This window comes from Streptomyces sp. PA03-5A (genome assembly GCF_033792725.1).
In the GTDB taxonomy this organism is placed as follows: Bacteria; Actinomycetota; Actinomycetes; order Streptomycetales; family Streptomycetaceae; genus Actinacidiphila.
Genome location: NZ_JARAVL010000003.1, coordinates 173,861 through 194,997, shown reverse-complemented (window position 1 = coordinate 194,997; position 21,137 = coordinate 173,861). Strand labels below are relative to the sequence as shown.

14 protein-coding genes and 5 tRNA genes are annotated in these 21,137 nt (G+C 71.7%); 10 read left to right on the top strand and 9 right to left on the bottom strand.

Annotated elements, in window-relative coordinates:
• Positions 1-15 precede the first annotated feature (15 nt).
• Entirely contained in the window at positions 16-1,914 is a 1,899-nt protein-coding gene (locus PV410_RS05280) for a SpoIIE family protein phosphatase (protein WP_500322625.1), read from the top strand.
• 124 nt (positions 1,915-2,038) lie between these two features.
• Positions 2,039-2,461 carry a hypothetical protein gene (locus PV410_RS05275; protein ID WP_500322624.1) on the top strand — a complete coding sequence of 141 codons (423 nt, stop codon included), beginning with the start codon at positions 2,039-2,041 and terminating at the stop codon, positions 2,459-2,461.
• A gap of 135 nt (positions 2,462-2,596) precedes the next feature.
• Here the strand turns inward: PV410_RS05275 and PV410_RS05270 are convergent, their stop codons facing one another.
• The 7 genes from PV410_RS05270 to PV410_RS05240 all read right to left on the bottom strand — a co-directional run bounded on the left by PV410_RS05270 (position 2,597) and on the right by PV410_RS05240 (position 11,675).
• Positions 2,597-3,181 (bottom strand): DUF4352 domain-containing protein, encoded by a 585-nt coding sequence (locus tag PV410_RS05270; protein ID WP_500322623.1) that lies wholly within the window; start codon positions 3,179-3,181, stop codon positions 2,597-2,599.
• Between the two features lie 453 nt (positions 3,182-3,634).
• A tRNA-Lys gene (locus tag PV410_RS05265) sits at positions 3,635-3,707 on the bottom strand.
• A gap of 89 nt (positions 3,708-3,796) precedes the next feature.
• On the bottom strand, positions 3,797-5,356 hold the full coding sequence (locus tag PV410_RS05260) for an amino acid permease (protein ID WP_500322622.1): 1,560 nt from the start codon (positions 5,354-5,356) through the stop codon (positions 3,797-3,799).
• A 59-nt stretch (positions 5,357-5,415) separates the two neighbouring features.
• Positions 5,416-8,523, bottom strand: a complete 3,108-nt coding sequence (locus PV410_RS05255) for an FG-GAP-like repeat-containing protein (protein ID WP_500322621.1) — start codon at positions 8,521-8,523, stop codon at positions 5,416-5,418.
• Positions 8,523-8,654 (bottom strand): hypothetical protein, encoded by a 132-nt coding sequence (locus PV410_RS05250; RefSeq protein WP_500322620.1) that lies wholly within the window; start codon positions 8,652-8,654, stop codon positions 8,523-8,525. The genes PV410_RS05255 and PV410_RS05250 overlap by 1 nt, the downstream gene beginning before the upstream one ends.
• Before the next feature lie 251 nt (positions 8,655-8,905).
• Positions 8,906-10,978 carry a DEAD/DEAH box helicase gene (locus PV410_RS05245; RefSeq protein ID WP_500322619.1) on the bottom strand — a complete coding sequence of 691 codons (2,073 nt, stop codon included), beginning with the start codon at positions 10,976-10,978 and terminating at the stop codon, positions 8,906-8,908.
• A gap of 208 nt (positions 10,979-11,186) precedes the next feature.
• Positions 11,187-11,675, bottom strand: a complete 489-nt coding sequence (locus tag PV410_RS05240) for a hypothetical protein (RefSeq protein ID WP_500322618.1) — start codon at positions 11,673-11,675, stop codon at positions 11,187-11,189.
• A 261-nt stretch (positions 11,676-11,936) separates the two neighbouring features.
• On the opposite strand from PV410_RS05240, the gene PV410_RS05235 reads away from it, so the two are divergent.
• The 8 genes from PV410_RS05235 to PV410_RS05200 all read left to right on the top strand — a co-directional run bounded on the left by PV410_RS05235 (position 11,937) and on the right by PV410_RS05200 (position 19,308).
• Positions 11,937-12,287 carry a metallopeptidase family protein gene (locus PV410_RS05235; protein WP_500322617.1) on the top strand — a complete coding sequence of 117 codons (351 nt, stop codon included), beginning with the start codon at positions 11,937-11,939 and terminating at the stop codon, positions 12,285-12,287.
• A 49-nt stretch (positions 12,288-12,336) separates the two neighbouring features.
• Positions 12,337-13,932 carry a metallophosphoesterase family protein gene (locus tag PV410_RS05230; RefSeq protein WP_500322616.1) on the top strand — a complete coding sequence of 532 codons (1,596 nt, stop codon included), beginning with the start codon at positions 12,337-12,339 and terminating at the stop codon, positions 13,930-13,932.
• 93 nt (positions 13,933-14,025) lie between these two features.
• A tRNA-Glu gene (locus tag PV410_RS05225) sits at positions 14,026-14,098 on the top strand.
• Between the two features lie 321 nt (positions 14,099-14,419).
• Positions 14,420-14,494: transfer RNA gene (locus tag PV410_RS05220), tRNA-Asp, on the top strand.
• Positions 14,495-14,498: 4 nt separating this feature from the next.
• A tRNA-Phe gene (locus PV410_RS05215) sits at positions 14,499-14,575 on the top strand.
• Between the two features lie 236 nt (positions 14,576-14,811).
• Positions 14,812-18,738, top strand: coding sequence for an ATP-dependent RNA helicase HrpA (gene hrpA / locus PV410_RS05210; RefSeq protein WP_500322615.1), 3,927 nt, complete (start codon positions 14,812-14,814; stop codon positions 18,736-18,738).
• Positions 18,739-18,810: 72 nt separating this feature from the next.
• Positions 18,811-18,885, top strand: a tRNA-Asp gene (locus PV410_RS05205).
• Between the two features lie 213 nt (positions 18,886-19,098).
• Positions 19,099-19,308 carry a DUF6274 family protein gene (locus tag PV410_RS05200; protein WP_500322614.1) on the top strand — a complete coding sequence of 70 codons (210 nt, stop codon included), beginning with the start codon at positions 19,099-19,101 and terminating at the stop codon, positions 19,306-19,308.
• Between the two features lie 264 nt (positions 19,309-19,572).
• On the opposite strand, the gene bldC is transcribed toward PV410_RS05200, so the two are convergent.
• Both bldC and PV410_RS05190 read right to left on the bottom strand, forming a co-directional pair.
• Entirely contained in the window at positions 19,573-19,779 is a 207-nt protein-coding gene (gene bldC / locus PV410_RS05195; protein ID WP_003949541.1) for a developmental transcriptional regulator BldC, read from the bottom strand.
• Positions 19,780-20,262: 483 nt separating this feature from the next.
• Entirely contained in the window at positions 20,263-21,117 is an 855-nt protein-coding gene (locus tag PV410_RS05190) for a DUF8083 family protein (RefSeq protein ID WP_500322613.1), read from the bottom strand.
• Positions 21,118-21,137 lie beyond the last annotated feature (20 nt).

Genomic DNA, 21,137 nt, shown 5'->3' with positions numbered 1-21,137 from the left:
GGACGGGACCAGGACGTGGCGCGGCACCGCACCCCAGGCGAAGACCCCGGCCCGACCGGGGGCGGAGCGGAACCTCCCGAGCGGCGCACGCCATGGCCCCGGGACGCCGACGCGCCCCGCGCGCCCGGGCAGCCGCAGACCGACCGGCTCCGCTACCTCGACGCCGCGACCCGGCGCATCGCCGCCGGCATGGACCTGGACGAGACGCTGCGCGAGCTGGACACGGCGGCCGTCCCCGCCTTCGCCGACGCGATCTTCGTCCATCTGCACGACCCGCTGCTGACCGAGGAGGGTACGCAGGTCCGGGACACCGCGGGTCCCGTCGTCCTGCACCTGCACCCCACCCGGCGGCGCACCCCGGAGCGGCCGTCACCGGGACTGCCGTCACCGGACGCGGAGGCCGCCGCGCCGGAGCCGCCGCAGATCGCCCTGCGGTGCGTCAACCGCCCCGGAGCGCAGGGGGTGTCGGAGTGCGTCCGGCTCAGCGCCACCGGCCGGCTCACCCGGCTGCTGCGGGAGGGCCGCCCGATCTTCGGCGACGCCCCCGGCATCGCGACCGCCGTCAGGGAGCTGCTCGGCCCGGTGGTCGGGCCGCCCGGCACGCTGCCACCCGGCCGCCGCCTGATCATCGCCCCGCTGCACGGCCGCAACCGCCTCATGGGCACCCTCACCCTGCTGCGCCGGCCCGAGCGGGCCCCCTTCACCGCCGACGACCTGCTGGTCGCCTCGCAACTGGCGACCCACACCGCGCTCGGCGCCCACAAGGCCCTGATGTACGGCCACGAGGCGTCCGTCGCCGACGCGCTGCAGCGCACCATGCTCCCGGCCTCCCTCCCCGAGCCCACCGGGGTCCGGCTGGCCAGCCGCTACCTGCCCGCCTCCGAGACCGCGCGGGTGGGCGGCGACTGGTACGACGCCATCCCGCTGCCCGGCAGCCGTGTCGCGCTCGTCGTCGGCGACGTGATGGGCCACTCGATGACCTCCGCCGCGATCATGGGCCAGCTGCGCACCAGCGTGCAGGCCCTCGCCGGCCTCGACCTGCCCCCGGACGAGGTCCTGCACCACCTCGACGAACAGGCCCAGCGGCTGGGCATCGAGCACATCGCCACCTGCCTGTACGCGGTCTACGACCCCATCTCGCACCGGCTGCTGATCGCCAACGCCGGCCATCTGCCGCCCGTCGTGCTGCTCCCCGGCGGCAAGGGCGAGGTGCTGCCCGTACCCGCGGGCGCGCCGATCGGCGTCGGCGGCATCGACTTCGAGACCGTCGAGATGCCCGCGCCCACCGGGGCCACCCTGCTCCTCTACACCGACGGCCTGGTCGAGTCCCGCGGCCACGACATCTGGACCGGCGTGGAGAACCTGCTCGCCCGCATCCAGACCCCCGGCCGCGACCTCGTCCCGCCGCCCCTGGAAGCCCTGTGCGACCAGGCGCTCGGCGACCTCGGCCCCGGCGGCTCCCGCGACGACGACATCGCGCTGCTCGCCGCCCGCTTCGACGGTTTCCCCACGCACAGCGTCGCCTACTGGTACCTCGCCCCCCAGCCCGAGACCGCCTGCCGGGCCCGCCGCCTCACCCGCCGCGCCCTGCACCGCTGGGGCCTCGACCCCATGCTGGAGACGACCGAACTGCTCGTCAGCGAGGTCGTCACCAACGCCGTCCGCTTCGCCTCCCGCCCCATCACCCTGCGCCTCCTGCGCACCGACGTGCTGCGCTGCGAGGTCGGCGACGACTCGCCCCTGGTCCCCCGGGTGCACCGGGCCGGACCGGAGGACGAGAACGGCCGCGGCCTGTACGTCGTCGACCGCCTCGCCGACCACTGGGGCGCCCGGCGCCTGGGCACGGGCAAGGTCGTCTGGTTCGAACTCCCCATCCCCGACGAGGCCCGCCGCCGCGGCACGACCCCGGCATAGCGGCCGCCGGGGCCCTGCCCGTCCGTCACCACCACCCCGGGGCCAACGACTTGCCCCGCATGTCACACCCCTGCCGCGGGCCGCCTCCACCACCTAAGGCAGGGCGAAAGGCCATAATCCCGACATGCGCACACACATCGCCGCAACCACACTGCTGCTCGCCGTCGCGGGCGCGGCCCTCAGCGGCTGCAGCTCCTCCGCCGACACCGCCGCCACGGCGCCCGAGACCGCCGTGTCGTCCGCGTCCCCGGTCTCCCAGGCCGACCCCGAGAAGTCCCTGCCCGAGGCGGGGATCCCGGCCTCCCCCACGGGAGCCGACCGGGCCGCGCTCATCGCCGCCCTGCAGGCCATCAACCCCGACTTCGCCAAGGACCCCGACAAGGCCATCGACGCCGCCCGCAACCTGTGCGGCGCCATCAACAGCAACGACCCCCAGGCGGACGCGGAGGCCGCCCGGAGCTTCACGTACCACGACAACCAGCTCACCGAAGCCCAGGGCAAGGCCATCAACGACACGCTGAAGCGCCTCAAGTTCTGCGACGGCTGACCCCGCCGTCCGACCCCGCGAACGCCTCGGGCCCCGTCCGGATGCACTCCGGACGGGGCCCCGCGGTAGGGCGCCCGGGCCCCGAACCGGACACCCCGACGCGCCCTCAGGACCGCGACGGCGATTCCCCGGCGGCTACTTGACGTTCCACTGGCCGGTCTCGTCGGCGAAGCCGCTGTCGAGAGCCATCTGGAGCTTGGTGATCTTCGACGCCTTGGGGACCTCGAAGACCACCCACCCGAGACCCTTGGCACCCTTCGCCAGGCGCAGGTCGCTGGACATCGCGGGCCCGGCGGTCACCTCCCCGAAGGTGGTCTGGAACTGCTGTCCGTCGGTGTCGGTGACGGTCAGCCCGTTGCCGGGGCTGTCGGAGTAGACGGCGGTGCCGGCATTGGTCAGGCGGAGCTGGGCGGCGACCCACCGCTTCCCCTTCGCGGGGGTCATGAACTCGTCGCTGCTCTTGGCCGGGTCGACCCACTTGACCAGGGTGACGTCGATCCGGGAGCCGTCGTCCATACCGTGGAGGCTGAGGGTGTCGCCGATGCCGGCGTCCTCCTTCGGCTCGTCCGCGGACTTCGCGGGCTTGCCGGCGCCGCCGTCCTTGCCGGCGGCCTCGGTCTTGACGGGCTTGGTGCTGATGGTCGTCGGCTCGGCACAGGCGGTCAGGCCGGCGGCGAGGACGGCGACGGCCACGATGGGCATGGCGAACTTCGCGTGCATTTGTTCCCCCCAGGGATGGCATATGCGGGTTGGCGAAAATGAGTATGCCTTGGCGCTGGGCATGTGAACTCGGTTTACAGACGTAGTGGCTGTGTCGTGACACGTCAGTGACGAGCCCAAGACCCGCCGCCGCACCCCCGGGCAGGGAGGATGCCGGGCCCGGAGGCCGGGGATCGTCGGCACCCGGCGGCCGTGGCGACACCCGCCGACACCCGCGAGGACGCCGATGGTTGGAAGTGGCCGGCGGACGGCCTTCCGCATGTGAGCGAAGCCACCGAGGAGTTGACCGAGCGCGCCGCCGCCGCGGTCGGGCACGGAAGACGTGGCCCGCCGGCCCTTCCGTTCACGGATCGCTCACGCAGGAGCCTGGGGAAGAGGCTGCGGCCCCACCGGTCCGAACCGGTGGGGCCGCATTCACGCAGGACAGCGGTGGCGAGACCAACCGCCTGCGGGTAGGCCGTGTGGGACTCGAACCCACAACCAATGGATTAAAAGTCCACTGCTCTGCCAATTGAGCTAACGGCCCGCACCCCGCAGCATAGCCGGACGGCGGCCGTGGCTCCGAGCGCATTCGGCCCGTGCGGCGCGGCCGCCGCCGGCGAGGGGGCGCGGAGGTCAGCCGGAAGGGTCGGCCGGGGCGGGGGCAGGGACCGGGTCGGGGAGCTCGGCGGAGGCGGGGCCGCGGTCCCGGAGGAACCAGTGGCGGGCGGAGACGAACCACCACGTCGCGGCGAAGCCGAGGACGACCAGCACCGCGATCGGCGCGTAGTTGAAGGTGTCGACCGTGACCGGGCTGACCTGGGGCAGCATGAAGAGCACGGTGATGAAGACGACCCACGTCACGGCGATGACGCCGATCGGGCGGGACCAGCGGCCGAGGTGCCAGGGGCCGCGCTCGAAGTCGTCCCCCTTGCCGAGGCGCAGGAAGGTCGGGATGACGTACGCGATGTAGAGGCCGATGACGGCGATGGAGGTCACGGCGGCGTACGCGGTCAGGTTGATCAGGTACGGCAGGCCCAGGACGAGCGCGCCGAGCGCGGCCAGCCAGACGGCGTTGGTGGGCGTCTTGGTCCGCGGGTTGATGCGGTGCCAGACCGCGGAGAAGGGCAGCGCCCCGTCGCGCGAGAAGGCGTAGATCATGCGGCTGTTGGCGGTGACGGAGGCCATCCCGCAGAAGAGCTGGGCGCCGATGACGACGAGCAGCAGGAGCTTGCCGCCGACGTCGCCGAGGCCGTCGATGAGGATCTGCGCCGGGGGGACGCCCGTCGGCGTGTCGAGGACGTCGTCGTAGGACCGGATCGCGTACGTGAAGCCGAGCAGCAGCACGAAACCCGCGATCCAGGAGATCCATATGGAGCGGACGATGCCGCGCGGCCCGGCGGTGGCGGCGTCGTGGGTCTCCTCGGTCATGTGGGCGGAGGCGTCGTAGCCGGTGAAGGTGTACTGCGCCATCAGCAGGCCGAGCAGGACCACGTAGATACCGCTGCCCCAGCCGGTGTTGTTGACGAAGTGGGTGAAGACGAACGACGTCGACTGGTGCCGGTCCGGCACGAAGGCGAGCGCGCCGACGATCAGGCCGACGCCGAGCACGTGCCACCACACGCTGATGTCGTTGAGGAGCGCGACGATGCGGACGCCGAAGGTGTTGAGCAGCCCGTGCAGCAGCAGGATCGCGGCGAACAGGACGATCGTGTGACCGGGGGTGCTGCTGAAGCCGAACTGCAGGTCCAGGTAGGCGTTGAGGAAGCTCGCGGCGCCGAAGTCGATGCCGGCGGTGACGGCGACCTGGCCGAGCACGTTGAACCAGCCCGCGAACCAGGCCCAGGCGGCGGCGCTGCGCGGCGGGGCGAGCCGGTGGGCCCAGTAGTACAGCCCGGCGGAGGTCGGGTACGAGGAGCAGATCTCGGCCATCGCCAGGCCGACGACCAGCGTCATGAGCCCGACCGCCAGCCAGCCCCAGGTGATCACGGCGGGGCCGCCGGTGTTCATGCCGAAGGCGTAGAGGGTCAGGCAGCCGGAGAGGACCGAGATGATGGTGAAGGAGACCGCGAAGTTGGAGAACGCGGACATCCGGCGGGCCAGCACCTGGGTGTAGCCGAGTTGGCGGAGGCGTTCCTCGTCGGAGACCGGGGCCGGGGGCCCGGCGGCCTCACCCGGTTCTTTTGGAATTGTCATGCCCCCAGCGATTCCCTCGCCGGGGGCGTGATATGCGTCACAGACGCGTCCGGAACTGGCTAGAAAAGGCTCTTGTACACGCCCCAGCCGGTGCCGATCTTGGTGCGGCTGCCGAAGGTGCCCTTGCCGGTGCCGGCGTAGCGGTACAGGTTCCCCGCGGTGTCCCGGGCGATCAGGTCGCCCTTGCCGTCACCGGTGATGTCCCCCACGCCCGCCAGCGCGTTGTACGAGGCACCCCAGTTCGAGGCGAGCTTCGCCCGCGGCCGCAGATGCCCCTTGCCGTCACCGTCGTAACGCCACAGGACGTTCGCCTTGTCCTGGGCCAGCAGATCACCGATCCCGTCACCGTTCAGGTCCCCGGCACCCACGATCTTCTTGTAACCCGTCCACTTCGACGCCAGCTTCACCCGCACCGCAAGCTTCCCGTTGCCGGTGGCCTTGTGCAGCCACACGTCCGAAGTCGACGTCTGCCGGGCGATCAGGTCCGGACGACCGTCTCCGCTCAGGTCACCCGCCGACGTCAGCACGTTGTACTGCTGGTAACCCGTTCCCAACGACAGGCGGGGGCTGCTCTTGGTGATCGCCCCCTGGCACCGGCCCGCGTAGCGGAAGAGCTCGCCCACGGTGTTCCTTACGAGGACGTCGGAGCAGCGGTCGCCGTCGAGGTCGCCGAAGGGGACGAACCGGTACCCGGTGTTCCATCCGGGCGTGCCGCCGGCGTAGCCCGCCCCCGGGGACGGGAAGTCGAGCATCCCGTCAGGGGCCAACGCCGCCAGCTCCCCGGCCCCGTCCGCGTCGAGGTCCCGCCAGGCGCTCCTGGCCCCGGCCAGCTGCATGGTCCCGGTGTGCGCCGTACGGAAGCCGCTGCCGTCGCCCACGTCCACGCTCAGCGTCCATGTGTGGCGGCCGCCCGTCACCACGGTGCCGTGGTCGTCGGTGCCGTTCCACTCCGTCGTGATCCGCGCCCCCTCGTGGGCGGTGCCGCGGACGGTGCGCACGGTCTTGCCCGCCGCGTTCCGGAAGGTGAGGCTCCAGCCCGCCGGCGGCCGGGACAACTGCCAGGTGCCGTGCCAGACGTTCTGGGGACCCGGCCACCTCAGGTTGATGTAGTCGTCCGTGGTGGCTTCGATCGACGTGACCGGCGAGCGCGGCACGGTGACGCGCTTGACGTGGATCCTGTCGCCGGCGTCCACGAAGGCGACGTCCCCGCCGTACTTGTCGACGGTCCAGCTGATCCGGCGGTCGGAGACCAGCTCGTCCTCCGCCGGCAGGTCGGCGAACTCGCCGGTGACCGCCGCCGTACCCGCTCCGCCGTGGAAGTCGGTCAGCAGCAGCTTGCCCGCCGCACGGTCGTGGCGGACGAGGAAACCGTCGCCGAGCAGGGCCTCGCCCGAGGGCACGGCGATGCTCTTCCTGCCGGTGCGGTCCCAGACGCCCGCCTTGCCCGTCGGCCCGCAGGACCAGTACACCCAGCGGCCGACCGTCTGCAGTTCCTGCGGCACGCAGCCGGCTCCGACGTCGACGGCCGACGAGGTCTTGCGGGTCTTCAGGTCGAACACGTCGAGCGTGCCCTTGGCCGGTCCCGGTTTCCACAGTTCGGTGCCCCAGACCGAGGCGGCCGTGGTGGTGCGGGTCAGCGTGACGTTGTTCTCCCGATGCTGTTCGAAGTCCCCCACGTACTGCTTGCCCCCGGTGCCGTCGTCGGCGACGGTGTAGCGCCCGGAGGAGTCGACGATCCGGTTGCCGGTGTTCGGCAGGATGACCGAGGCCAGCGAGCTCGGGGTGCGGGGCGAGTTCACCGAGACCCCGTGATCGGCGTACGCGGTGTGCCCGTCGCCCAGGGCGTGGAGTTCGACGCAGTCGGAGCCCGCCTGGCAGGGCTTGTACCAGTTGTGGAGCGGGAAGAGCAGCGTCCGCGGCCCGGGCTCGGGGGCCCCGGTCGGCGCCAGGTCGAACTCGTACAGCGACCGCAGGGAGCTGCCGTCCGCGTCGGTGGCGACGGACAGCTTCCCTGCGCCGAGGGCGAGGCCGTCGACCCGGGAGTTGACCGCGTGGAGGGGCATGACCTCGGTGACCACGGGCTGGGCTCCGGAGGCCGTCACCCGGCGCACCGCCCAGTCCGTCACTCCGCTGCCGCCGACGACCAGCACACTGCCGTCCGCGGCGATGACGAGCTGGTTCGTGGCGTACGTCAGCAACGTCCGGGCCTCACCGCCGCCCACCGGGACCACGCTCAGCGTCTCACCCGGGCGCGACCTCAGCGGTTCCGGGGCACGCGCGACCACGATCCAGTCACCCACGAGGGCCAGCGTCACCGCGGGCTGGAAGGACGCGCCCTCCAGCGGGGGGATCACGACCGCCCCGGGTTCCGCGGCCGTGTCGGCGCGCGGGACGACCCAGGCGGTCAGAGCGCCCGCGGAGCCGAACCAGCCGAGCACACGGTCGGCGGACAGCGCGATCCTGGACGGTGGCGTGGCCAGCGAGCCGAACAGGCCGGTGACCGCGCCGGTGGCGTAGTCGACCAGCACCAGACGCTTGCCGGAGGGGCCGCCGCCCAGTTCCAGCACCGCTCCGCGCAGGTCCTGGGCGACGGTGCGGACGGATGTGTACCCCTCCGGCAGCGCGTCCGACGGCAGGGCGACGTCGGTCACCTGCCCCTCGGCGGTGCGCAGCAGGTGCAGTCCGGTGATCGTGCCCCCGGCGGGCTTCTCGTAGGTGAGGACCTCGGACATCGTGAACGCGCCGGTGACGTACCGGCCGGGGGGAAGGGCCGTGACGACGCGCTCGCCGCTCGCCAGGTCCAGCACCGACATGCTCTTCGACGCGGGGAAGCCCATGAGCCCCGAGTTGAGCAGGGCGCTCATGGCCGTGATCGTCGTCGTCCCGCCGCTCGCGAAGTCCGTCCACAGGTACGAGCCGTTGCCCTCCTGCGTGTGCAGGAAACCCGAGCCGCCGGCGGTGTACAGCGTGTCCCTGAACGGCGTGGAGCGCACACCGGCGGGGAAGACCGCCTCCGGCGGGGTGCCCGGGTCCGCGGCGGCCGGCAGCGCCACCGGGCCCAGCCCGGCGCCCAGCAGGACGATCACGGCGGCGGCGAGGGTCCTGCGGCGGGCGCCGGGGCCCGCCGCGGGAGTCCTGTCCGGAGCGGAGGTTCCCGTGCGGGCCATCAGAAGATCCCCTTGAAGGTGTTCCAGCCGGTGTCGGCCACGGCGGCCGTGCCGGACGAACCGAGTCCTACCGCGAGTACCGCGCTGACGAGCGCGGCCGGATTGCCGCGCACGAGGGCACGACGGGTCACCCGAACCTCCTGCGTCCAACAAGGCGAGAGGCGTGAGGGGCGAACGGACACGGCTCGGCGCGCGCGCACGAAAGGCGCTGCGCAGCTCTCAAGCCCCCGGCTGTACCCCCCCACGCAAGTGGCCAGAGCCTAACAGCCGGCGCACAGGAAGAGAAGGTCTGCACCAGCCGCCCGACCTGGGGCTTTCCCCGAAACGGCAGGGGCCCGGCAGATGGACGTCCATCTGCCGGGCCCCTGCCGTTCAGCTGGGGTCAGCCGTTGCGCTTCCAGCGCGGCTTGTCCGTGCGGCGGTCGAAGCCGCCGGTGGGGCGGTGGTCGTCACGACGGCCGTACGGGCGGCGGTCGTTGGCGTCACGGTCGCGGTTGAACGCCGGGCGGTCGTCACGACGGTCCCGGTTGAAGGGGCGGTCGCCGCCGAAGTGGCGGTCACGCGACTCGTGGGGGCGCGCCGGGCGGTCGTCGCGGCGGTCGTAGGAACGCGCCGGGCGGTCGTCACGGCGCTCGAAGCCGCGGTCACGGTCACGGTCGCGGTTGAACGACGGGCGGTCGTCACGACGGTCGCGGTTGAACGACGGACGCTCGTCACGACGCTCGCGGTTGAACGACGGACGCTCGTCACGACGGTCCCGGTTGAACGACGGACGCTCGTCACGACGCTCGCGGTTGAACGACGGACGCTCGTCACGGCGCTCGTACCCGCGGTCACCGCGGTCCCGGTCGCGGAACGACGGGCGGTCGTCACGACGGTCGTCGCGGCGGCGCTCGTAGTTGCCCCGGTCGTCACGGCGCTGGAACGTGCGCTGCTCCGGCGCGGAGCTCTCCGCGGCCGGGGCGGGGACGCTCGCCGCGGCGGCGACCGCCTCGGCGGCCTCGGCCTGGGCGGCGGCCACGGCGGCCTCCGGGTCCTCGCCGCGCTCACGGGCGGCACGGGCGGTGAGGCGGTCGGCCTCCTCGCGCAGTTCGGCGGCCCGCCGCTGCGCGCGCTCCAGGGACTTGGCGAGGTCGGCGACCTCACGCTCGGCCTGCTGGGCGGCGATGCCCGCCGCGTCCGCCTGCACCTCGGTCAGCGACCGGGCACCGGTGATCTGGGCCACGTCCTCGTCGAACGCCCCGGCCCCTCCGACGACGTGGCGCGAGGCGTCGACGCCCGCGTCCTCCATCAGCCGGAAGATCTGCTTGCGCTGGTGCGGCAGGGCGAGCGAGACGACCGTGCCGGACTGGCCGGCGCGGGCGGTACGGCCCGAGCGGTGCAGGTAGTCCTTGTGGTCGCCGGCCGGGTCCACGTTGAGGACCAGGTCGATGCCGTCCACGTGGATGCCGCGGGCCGCGACGTCGGTGGCGACGAGGACGTTGACGTAACCGTCCTTGAAGTCCGCCAGGGTGCGGGTGCGGGCGCCCTGGGTCATGCCGCCGTGCAGGGCGTCGGCCTTGACGCCCGCGTCGCGCAGCTGCTCGGCGACGCGGTCGGCACCCATCTGGGTGCGGACGAAGATGATGGTGCGGCCCTTGCGGGCGGCGATGGCGGCGGTGACCGGGGCCTTGTCCTTGGGCTTCACGACCAGGACGTGGTGGGTCATGGTGGTGACCGCGCCGGCCGAGGGGTCGACCTCGTGCGTGATCGGGTCCTTCAGGTACCGCTTGACCAGGGTGTCGATCTCGTTCTCCAGCGTGGCGGAGAACAGCAGCCGCTGGCCGCCGGCCGGGACCAGGTCGAGGATCTCGGTGACCTCGGGCAGGAAGCCCATGTCGGCCATCTGGTCGGCCTCGTCGAGGACGGCGATCTGCACCTGGTCCAGCGCGCAGGCGCCGCGCTCGATCAGGTCGCGCAGCCGGCCCGGGGTGGCGACGAGGATGTCGACGCCGCGCTCCAGGGCGTAGATCTGGTTCTGCATCGAGGTGCCGCCGCAGACGACCTTCATCTTCAGGCCGAGCACGTCGCCGTACGGCTGCAGCGCGTCCGCGACCTGCATCGCCAGCTCGCGGGTCGGGGTGAGGATCACACCGCGCGGACGCTTGCGCTCGGTGCGGCCCTCGGCCAGGGAGGTGAGCAGCGGCAGACCGAAGGAGAGGGTCTTGCCGGAGCCGGTACGGCCGCGGCCGAGGATGTCGCTGCCGGCCAGGGCGTCGGGGATCGTCGCCGCCTGGATCGGGAAGGGGGTGGTGACCCCGTTCTGCGCCAGCTTGCGGACGATCCCCTCGGGCAGGCCGAGGTCGCCGAAGGTCACGCTGGGGGTTTCGGGAGCGGTCTGCTCCTCGGTGACGGCCTCGTCGGTGCCGTCGGTGTCGATGGGCATGGCGGAACGGTCGGCAGTGTCAATAGACATGCTGAAGCTAAAACCTCTCGGAGATTTCGGCACGCGCCAGCTCCGGAGGTTGCTTACAACCGCCTCGATGCGGTCAGCCACAGGAGAAAAGGAACGCGCCAACGCGGCGCGCTTCGGTTCGGCGCCGGGCAATGGGATCAAACGATCTACCAGCATACGCATACGAGACCGCTTTGGCCAATTCGGTCCTCTCGGCCCCTCCCGTTCCTCATGTGGCGCCGTTCACCGAGGGCGCGCTGGACGGCGACGGCTCGGGCGACTCGCCGCCCCCGGACGGCGGCGGCGAGCTGTCCCCCGGCGAGGACGTCGTCGACGGCCGGTCCGACGGGGGCGAGGACTGCGAGGGCCGCCCCGAGGACGAGGGGCGCCCCGACGGCTTCCCGCTGTGGGAGCGGTCCGGGCCCTGGGTCGGCCCCGGTACCGACTCCTGCGCCGACACCGACGGCGAGCCGGCCCCGGGCGCGAGGGCCCCGGGCCGCCCCTCCACCCCGCCCGGGCCGCCGGGCAGCACCATCCCGCCGTCCTCCCAGGTCCCCCCGGCACCTCCGGCCTCCCCGGCGACACCGGAGGAGGCGCCCTTCGGGTGGGCGTCGCCGCCCGCGCCGCCCACGCTCACGCAGCCGGTCACGGAGCCCAGGGCGAGCACGGGCAGGAGCAGCACGGCCGCCGTACGCGCGCGGGCGGTGGCAGGGGTCACGGAGGCACCTCTGGTGGATCTGGCGGGACCGGTGGGTCCGGTGGGTCCCGCGGGGGCGTGGCGGGATCGGGTTCCGCGCTGCCCAACGGGCCCACGGCCCTCGGGGACACGCCCGTACGGGCGGGAGCGCGCCCCCGCGGCGACCGGCCCGCCCCCGCGGGTCACCGAACGGCTGCCACCCGGCGCCCCCTTGGCGCGCCCCGGTACCGCAATCCGCGCCGGACGCTGCCCGAACGGCCGTCCGTCCCGGACAATGGCGGTGTGCTGGAGATGTCACGCGAAGCGTTCGAGGAACTGGTCAGCGACGCGCTGGACCGGATCCCGCCGGAGCTGACCCGCGTCATGGACAACGTGGCGGTGTTCGTCGAGGACGAGCCCGACCCCGCCGATCCGGAGCTGCTGGGCCTGTACGAGGGGACGCCGCTGACCGAGCGCGGGGAGTGGTACGCGGGCGTCCTGCCGGACCGGATCACGATCTACCGCGGCCCGACCCTGCGCATGTGCAGCACGAAGGAGGAGATCGTGCACGAGGTCGCCACGACCGTCGTCCACGAGGTGGCACACCACTTCGGCATCGAGGACGAACGCCTGCACGAACTCGGCTGGGGCTGAGCCCCGGTGGCCCCCCGCGGGCGCGCGGGGGACGTCCGTCGGGCGGCGCATGGCCCGCGACGGCCGGGGGCATACGTCGGCAATGGTCCGTGTTCGCTCTCGTGTGCCCCGTATCCGTGACCTGTGGCGCCGCCGCCGCACCGCCGAACCGCCCGCCTCCTTCCTCCCCCTCCCCCCGGCCCGCCCCTACCTGGGCGCGCTCGGGTTGCTCGCGGTGACCCTGGTGGGCGGCTGGCTCGGCCTGGTGGTGCTGGGCAGCATCGAGGAACCGGTCGGCCCGATGAACACCCGGATGTCGCTGCACCCGTCCTGGACCGGGGACACGAAGGTCAACATCTCCCCGCTGGGCTCCCTCCAGCTCGACAGCCACGACGGCCCGCTGCGTCTGGTCGTGGACGTCGACACCCTCGACCCCGACCGGGCCCGGACCCTCGTGCGGCACCCGGAGCGGATCAGCGGGCTGCAGAGCGAGGTGGCCGCCGACGTCGAGCACAGCACGACCGAGCTCGCGCTGCGGTCCTCGGTGGCCGCGCTGACCGGCGCCACCGCCCTCGGCCTGGCCGTCTACCGCAGGCCCCGCCGCGCCCTCGCCGCGGGCGGGCTCTCCCTCGCGGTGCTGGCGGCCTGCGCCGGCACCGCGTACGGCACCTGGAACCCGCGCAGCGTCCTGGAACCCCGGTTCTCCGGGCTGCTGAGCAGCGCCCCCTCGGTGGTCGGCAACGCGCGCAGCATCGTCAGCGACTTCGACATCTACCAGCAGGAACTCGCCCGCCTGGTGACCAACATGACCAGGCTGTACGACGCGACGTCCACGCTGCCCGCGTACAACCCGGACCCGACCACGCTGCGCGTGCTGCACGTCTCGGACATCCACCTCAACCCGGCGGCCTGGCAGATCATCGAGTCCGTCGTCGCCGAGTACAAGATCGACGTGATCGTCGACACCGGGGACCTGATGGACCACGGCACCACCGCCGAGAACGGCTTCACCTCCGCCATCCCCGACCTCGGCGCGCCCTACGTCTTCGTCCGCGGCAACCACGACTCCATGGACAGCCAGCGCGCGGTCGCGGGCCGGGCCAACGCGTACGTGGTCGACGACGGCCGGTCCGTGGTCGTCAAGGGGCTGCGCATCGCCGGCATCGGCGACCCGCAGTTCACCCCGGACCGCTCGGTCGAGGCGGCCGGCGACCCGTCGGAACGGGTGGCCGGACAGGAGCTGGCCGACGCCATCCGTCGGCAGAACGCCACGGGCGCCAAGGTCGACATCGCCGTCGCCCACAATCCGATCGCCGCCGCCCAGACGGACGGCACCGTCCCGCTGATCCTCTCCGGGCACACCCACACCCGGGACGTCGACGTCCTCGAGCACGGCAGCCGGCTGATGGTGCAGGGCACCACCGGCGGCGGCGGACTGCGCGCCGTCGAGGGCGACACCCCCCAGAAGGTGGAGGCCTCCGTGCTCTACCTGGACCGGGACACCCACGCCCTCCAGGCCTGGGACGAGATCACCCTCGGCGGGCTCGGGCTGTCCACCGCCGAGGTCTCCCGCCACCTCCCGGAGGAGGTGGAGCCGGGCCGCGCCCCGTCCCCCTCCTCCTCCCCCTCGAAGGCGCCCTCCGCCACGGCGACGAGCAGCCCGTGAACCGGCCCGTAAACCGTTTTGGCGATCCCCCCTCGCATCCCATATCCTGCTGACGCGTCCCGACGGCCGAAGATTCGCCCGGCGGGCCACCCAGCCCTCATCGTCTAGTGGCCCAGGACGCCGCCCTTTCAAGGCGGTAGCACGGGTTCGAATCCCGTTGGGGGCACATACGTCGTCTGCGTCGTCCCGCAGACCATGCGCGTTGGCAGTGCGGCCGGTTCACCGGCGGCGCTGCCTTCCGTGTTTTCCGGGCCGGAACCGGCGCCTCCCCCTCACAGGCCCGCAGGTCACGCGTGCGTGGCACCGCCCGGGGTCTGATACGCTGGTCCAGCGAGATCGGCCCGCCAGTGCGTGTCCGACCGGTCACCGAGAATCACCGACCGGGAGACGTCCACCAACGATCCGTTCCTCGCACAGCGCGGCGGAATCCCGTTGGGAGCACGCACAAACGTGTGGGAGACTGTCTCTCGCGCAGAGCGCAACGCAAGGTCCTGTGGAGCAGTTTGGAGTGCTCGCCACCCTGTCAAGGTGGAGGCCGCGGGTTCAAATCCCGTCAGGACCGCGCTGGCTGGGTAGCTCAGTTGGTACGAGCGATCGCCTGAAAAGCGATAGGTCGCCGGTTCGACCCCGGCCCCAGCCACCAGCAACCCCCGTCGAGTTCCTCGGCGGGGGTTTCGTGTTCCCGGCGGCCGGCCCTCCCGGCGGGCCCCGCAACCGACCCCACGCGCGGGGGAGTCACGCCGGCCGTGTCGGTGCCGTCGCGAACACCACCCGCACCACCGTCGCCCACCGGGCCGCCGGGCCGGTCCTCCGGGGCGGGGATCGCCGGGGGTAATGCGTTCGCCCGGGGGGCGCGGCGGATGCGATGCTGGAACGCGTATGTCTACGCAGCCCCCCTCCCCCGCATTCGGCGAGCTCGGCGCACGGCTGGCCGAGCTCACCCTGCGCGACGCGCAGCGCCTCGGCCGTCGCCTGGACGGCGCACGCCGCATCCGCAAGCCCGAGGCCCGCTCGGCCGTGCTGACCGAGATCGGGGCGGAGATCGACAAGGCCGCGCTGAAGGCCGACGCGCGGCGCACCGCCATACCCGCGATCAGCTACCCCGAGCAGCTGCCGGTCAGCCAGAAGAAGGACGACATCCTCGAGGCGATCCGCGACCACCAGGTCGTGATCGTGGCGGGCGAGACCGGCTCCGGCAAGACGACGCAGATCCCCAAGATCTGCCTGGAGCTGGGCCGCGGCGTCCGCGGCCTGATCGGTCACACGCAGCCCCGCCGCATCGCCGCCCGCACGGTCGCCGAGCGTGTGGCGGAGGAGCTGCGCACCCCGCTGGGCGGGGCGGTCGGCTGGAAGGTCCGGTTCACCGACCAGGTCGGCGACGGCACGCTGGTCAAGCTGATGACGGACGGCATCATGCTGGCCGAGATCCAGACGGACCGGGATCTCCTCCAGTACGACACGATCATCATCGACGAGGCCCATGAGCGCAGCCTCAACATCGACTTCATCCTGGGCTACCTCGCCCAGCTGCTGCCCCGCCGGCCCGACCTCAAGGTCGTGATCACCTCCGCGACGATCGACCCCGAGCGCTTCTCCCGGCACTTCGGCGACGCGCCGATCGTCGAGGTCAGCGGGCGTACGTATCCCGTCGAGGTGCGCTACCGGCCGCTGCTGGCCGAAGGGGGCGGCGAAGCCGACGAGGCCGACCGCGACCAGATCACCGCGATCTGCGACGCGGTCGACGAGCTCCAGGCCGAGGGCCCGGGCGACATCCTGGTCTTCCTCTCCGGCGAGCGCGAGATCCGCGACACCGCCGACGCCCTGAACAAGAGGCAGCTGCGCCTCACCGAGGTCCTGCCGCTGTACGCGCGGCTGTCCTCCGCCGAGCAGCACAGGGTGTTCCAGCGCGGCACGGGCCGCCGCATCGTGCTGGCCACCAACGTCGCGGAGACCTCGCTCACCGTCCCCGGCATCCGGTACGTGATCGACACGGGCATGGCCCGCATCTCCCGCTACAGCCACCGCACCAAGGTGCAGCGGCTGCCGATCGAGCCGATCAGCCAGGCCAGCGCCAACCAGCGCAAGGGCCGCTGCGGCCGCCTCGCGGACGGCATCTGCGTCCGGCTGTACTCCGAGGACGACTTCCTGTCCCGCCCGGAGTTCACCGACGCCGAGATCCTCCGCACCAACCTGGCCTCCGTCATCCTGCAGATGACCGCCGCGGGCCTGGGCGACATCGCCCGCTTCCCCTTCATCGACCCGCCGGACGCCCGGAACATCAAGGACGGCGTCCAGCTGCTCCAGGAACTGGGCGCGCTGGACGGCCAGAAGCTCACCCAGACCGGCCGCAAGCTCTCCCAGCTGCCGGTGGACCCGCGGCTGGCCCGCATGGTGCTGGAGGCGGAACGCAACGGCGTGGTCCGCGAGGTCATGGTGATCGCGGCCGCCCTGTCGATCCAGGACCCGCGCGAACGCCCCCAGGACAAGCAGCAGCAGGCCGACGAGAAGCACCGCCGCTTCGCCGACGAGACCAGCGACTTCATGGCGCTGCTCAACCTGTGGCGGTACGTGCGCGAGCAGCAGAAGGCGCTGTCCTCCTCCGCCTTCCGCCGGATGTGCCGCACGGAGTTCCTCAACTACCTGCGCATCCGCGAGTGGCAGGACATCTACAGCCAGCTGCGCACAGTCGCCAAGACGATGGGCATCCACCTCGCCGAGGGCGACCACGAGGTCAACCTCCAGCACGTGCACCAGTCGCTGCTGGCGGGCCTGCTGTCGCACGTCGGCCTGAAGGACACCGACAGCAAGAACGAGTACCTGGGCGCCCGCAGCGCCAAGTTCGCGGTCTTCCCCGGCTCCTCGCTCTTCAAGAAGCCGCCGCGGTGGATCATGTCGGCCGAACTGGTGGAGACCTCGCGGCTGTGGGCGCGGGTCAACGCCCGCATCGAGCCGGAGTGGATCGAGCCGCTCGCCCAGCACCTGGTGAAACGGTCCTACAGCGAACCGCACTGGGAGAAGGACCAGGCCGCGGTCATGGCCTTCGAGAAGGTGACGCTGTACGGCGTGCCGGTCGTGGCCGACCGCAAGGTCAACTACGGCAAGATCGACCCGGAGACCAGCCGGGAGCTGTTCATCCGCAACGCGCTGGTCGAGGGTGACTGGCGCACCCACCACCAGTTCTTCCACGACAACCGCAAACTGCTCGCGGAGGTCGAGGAGCTGGAGCACCGGGCGCGGCGCCGCGACATCCTCGTGGACGACGAGACGCTCTTCGACTTCTACGACCGCGTGGTGCCCGAACACGTCGTCTCCGGCGCGCACTTCGACTCGTGGTGGAAGCAACAGCGCAAGGAGCAGCCGGAGCTGCTCAACTTCGAGCACTCCATGCTGATCAACGAGAACGCCGAGGCCGTCACCAAGGACGACTACCCCGACTCCTGGCGCCAGGGGAAGCTCAAGTTCCGTGTGACGTACCAGTTCGAGCCGGGCGCGGACGCGGACGGCGTGACGGTCCACGTCCCGCTGCAGGTGCTCAACCAGGTCACCCCGGACGGCTTCGACTGGCAGATCCCGGGCCTGCGCGAGGAGGTCGTCACCGAGCTGATCCGCTCGCTGCCCAAGGCGATCCGCCGCCACTACGTGCCGGCGCCGAACTACGCGAAGGCCTTCCTGGACCGCGTCGTCCCCGTGCAGGACCCTCTTCCCGAGACCCTCGCGCGGGAGCTGCAGCGGATGGTGGGCGTGCCCGTCACCGCCGAGGACTTCGACCTCGCCAAGGTCCCGGACCATCTGAAGATCACCTTCCGGGTGACCGACGAGCGCCGCCGCAAGCTGGCCGAGGACAAGGACCTGGAGGCGCTCAAGCTGCAGTTGCGGCCGAAGACCAAGGCCGCGATCAGCAAGGCCTTCGACGCCGCGGGCTCCATCGGCATCGAGCGGCGCACGGGCCTGAAGCAGTGGACGGTAGGCGCCCTGCCGCGCACCTTCGAGACGCGGCGGTCCGGGCAGCCGGTCAAGGCGTACCCGGCGCTGGTCGACGAGGGCGAGAGCGTGGGCGTACAGCTCTTCGACACCGAGGCCGAGCAGGCCGCGGCGATGTGGCGCGGCACCCGCCGGCTGATCCTGCTGAACGTGCCCACGAACCCGGCGAAGTTCGCCGCGGACCGGCTGTCCAACCAGGACAAGCTCGCGCTGTCGCGCAGCCCGCACGGCTCGGTGACCGCCCTGTTCGACGACTGCGTCACCGCGGCCGCCGACCGGCTCATGGCCGAGCACGGCGGCCCGGCCTGGGACGAGGAGTCGTTCCGGAAGCTGTACGACTCGGTGCGGGCCGACCTCGTCGAGCTGACCGTCAGGACGGTCGCCCAGGTGCGCCAGGTGCTGGCCGCCTGGCAGGCCTGTGAGCGCCGCCTGAAGGCCGCCCAGAGCCTCGCCCTGGTGGCCAACCTCGCGGACGTCAAGGAACAGCTGGGAGCCCTCGTGGGGCCCGGTTTCGTGACCGCCACGGGGGTGCGCCGGCTGCCGGACCTGCTCCGCTACCTGGTGGCCGTCGACCGGCGGCTGCAGCAGATGCCCACGGGCGTCCAGCGCGACACCACGCGCATGGAGAAGGTCCGCGAGATCCAGACCGAGTACGCCGAGCTGCTGGCCGCCCAGCCGGCCGGGCGCCCGGTCCCCGAACGGGTGCGCGACATCCGGTGGATGATCGAGGAACTGCGGGTCAGCTACTTCGCGCACGCCCTCGGGACGGCGTTCCCCGTCTCGGACAAACGCATCTTCAAGGCCCTCGACGAAGCCTGGGGCTGATCGGGTTCGCAATCACCCTCTGACCTGCTGTACAGTCTTCCTCGCGGCCAGGGAACGACGGCCGCGAAACCTGGTCCTGTGGAGCAGTTTGGAGTGCTCGCCACCCTGTCAAGGTGGAGGCCGCGGGTTCAAATCCCGTCAGGACCGCAGTGAAAGCAAGGCCCGCGTCCAGCGAAGGACGCGGGCCTTCTTGCTGTGCGCGGGCCTTCTTGCTGTGCGCGGGCCTTCTTGCTGTGCGCGGGCCTTCTTGCTGTGCGCGGGCCTTCTTGCTGTGCGCGGGACGGACGGCGTGGCCGGGACGCGGTAGCGGAGGGTGCGGGTCCCCTGGTTCCGGCCGTTCCCGCGTGGTACGCCTGGCACATGAGCGCGACGCCGAGGGACCCGGGCCCGCCGCCCCGGGACGTGACGCGGGCGCTGCTGCGCGCGCACCTGGCGGCCGCAGCGGGGGGCGGACGGCGGCACCTGACCCGGCACTGCCCGGTGTGCCACCGGCTGATGCGGCTGACGTTGCGGCGCACCGCCGTCCCACTACCGCACGAGTCCGGAGGGGAACAAGACTCCGGCATGTGACGGGAGTCACGTGAAGAGTTCCGGCTCTGAGGGAACTTGGGGGCTCCTGTGGGACCGTCAATTTAATATGTGCAATTGCACTCATGACAGAGGGCCCAGTCCTCACAAGACGGACACACCACACGCACAAAAAAGATCGCACCGGAGCCGGCGGACTCCGGTGCGATCGACGTTTCCTACGGGCGTCCCTGATGGGGGCAGGGACCCTTCGGAGCGGGCGTTGCGGCGGGTTGGGGGCCCCGCGTGGACGCCCGTTTGTTCAGGTCAGGCCTCGCTGCGCTGCTGCGGAATGCCCGCGAGCAGTGCACGGACCTCCGCCTCGCGGTAGCGGCGGTGCCCGCCGAGCGTGCGGATGGACGTGAGCTTGCCAGCCTTGGCCCAGCGCGTGACCGTCTTCGGGTCCACGCGGAACATCGTGGCAACCTCAGCGGGGGTCAGCAGCGGCTCGGCATCAGGGGTGCGAGCGGTCATGAGCGGCCTCCTCGAGAGAACCGAACCAACACGGTTCTTTCCTCTAAATTCTGCACCTTGACCCGCGTTGCCCGAAATGGCGGACGCGGGCCGAGTCGGTAATAGGACGAACGGCTTGTCCTTGGCACTACAACTACACCATCTGTCCAGCCGTGTCGGCCAAACCGATGGATTTGCCCTCTGAGGTGTCTAAGCTCGACGGAAGCCGATGGACCGGGCCATAACGGACAGTCACGCTTGAGTGACGATCAGTCACAGCCAACCCACGAGCCACAGCCCCACCTCAAGGGGATGCAATCCCGGACATTCCACCCAGAGCGAGTGGAAAGAGGTCCTTCCGGACCCGATGTCCCATATTGTCATGGGGGGTGGGGATGAGGGCAAGACCCCTAAACGTGCTTTAGGTCACGCTTAGGCCAAAGGTACCGGTCGGCCGGACTCAGGACCAAAGTCCCTCCCCCACGACCGGCTCCCGACGGACCCTCAACTCGCGTACAGCAGTTCCCTGACGGCCCGCCAACGGTCGCTGAGCCGCTCGTAAGCCTCGCCGGCCCGGGTGCTGTCCCCGTCCCGCAGCGCGGCCAGCGCCTCCGCCACGTCGGCGGCGGACCGGTCCCCCGCGAGGGAGTCCGGGGCGATGGCGTGGACGAGCCCGCCGTAGTCGAGTTCGACCAAGGAGCGCGGGTGGAACTCCTCCAGCCAACGCCCTACATCTACCAGGCCGTCGATCAGGGGTCCCTCTTCGAGTGAATCCTTGAGCACCCGCAGCGCCCGGGCCGTCCGCCGGCGGGCCTGCACCATGGGGGTCCGGTAACGCATCACCGGCTGCTTGGACTCGCCCGCGCCCGCGGGTTCGTACTCACGCTCGGAATCGTCGAACAGCACAAACCAGCGCACCGGGACGTGCCACGTGGCCCCGCGGATCCAGGGCCGCGCATCGGCGTTCTCGGGCTTCTCCGCCCGCCACGCCGTGAAGTCGGCCTCCGCCTGCTCGCGCACGACCGGCGGCAGCACGGCGTCCACCACGGGGGCGGGGAACTCCTCGACCAGTTCGGACAGGGCCAGCCAGCCGCGCAACCGGGTGCGCCAGGGGCAGACGTGGGTCACGCCGTCCACGACGGCGACGAAGGCGTCCCCGCTCTCGCGCACCGGGACGGCGACGGGCGGCACGGACAGCAGACCGGCCAGCGACTGGCGCAGTTCGTCCTGTGCGGACCGCTGAGCGCCCTGGGAGGCATACCGGTACCAGTAGCCGCGATCGGGCTCCGGGAAGGCCGCCAGCGGCTCGTACACCCGCAGATACGCCGCGTACGGGACCAGCACCGATGACAAGCCCACACCCGCTCCCTCGTGACGGC

Bases quoted from the DNA above. Each gene is read 5' to 3' on its own strand.
- hrpA (WP_500322615.1), top strand. From the start codon at position 14,812: ATGTCTACGCAGCCCCCCTCCCCCGCATTCGGCGAGCTCGGCGCACGG.
- PV410_RS05230 (WP_500322616.1), top strand. From the start codon at position 12,337: ATGGCCCGCGACGGCCGGGGGCATACGTCGGCAATGGTCCGTGTTCGC.
- PV410_RS05260 (WP_500322622.1), bottom strand. From the start codon at position 5,356: ATGACAATTCCAAAAGAACCGGGTGAGGCCGCCGGGCCCCCGGCCCCG.
- bldC (WP_003949541.1), bottom strand. From the start codon at position 19,779: ATGACCGCTCGCACCCCTGATGCCGAGCCGCTGCTGACCCCCGCTGAG.
- PV410_RS05245 (WP_500322619.1), bottom strand. From the start codon at position 10,978: ATGTCTATTGACACTGCCGACCGTTCCGCCATGCCCATCGACACCGAC.
- PV410_RS05200 (WP_500322614.1), top strand. From the start codon at position 19,099: ATGAGCGCGACGCCGAGGGACCCGGGCCCGCCGCCCCGGGACGTGACG.
- PV410_RS05255 (WP_500322621.1), bottom strand. From the start codon at position 8,523: ATGGCCCGCACGGGAACCTCCGCTCCGGACAGGACTCCCGCGGCGGGC.
- PV410_RS05275 (WP_500322624.1), top strand. From the start codon at position 2,039: ATGCGCACACACATCGCCGCAACCACACTGCTGCTCGCCGTCGCGGGC.
- PV410_RS05270 (WP_500322623.1), bottom strand. From the start codon at position 3,181: ATGCACGCGAAGTTCGCCATGCCCATCGTGGCCGTCGCCGTCCTCGCC.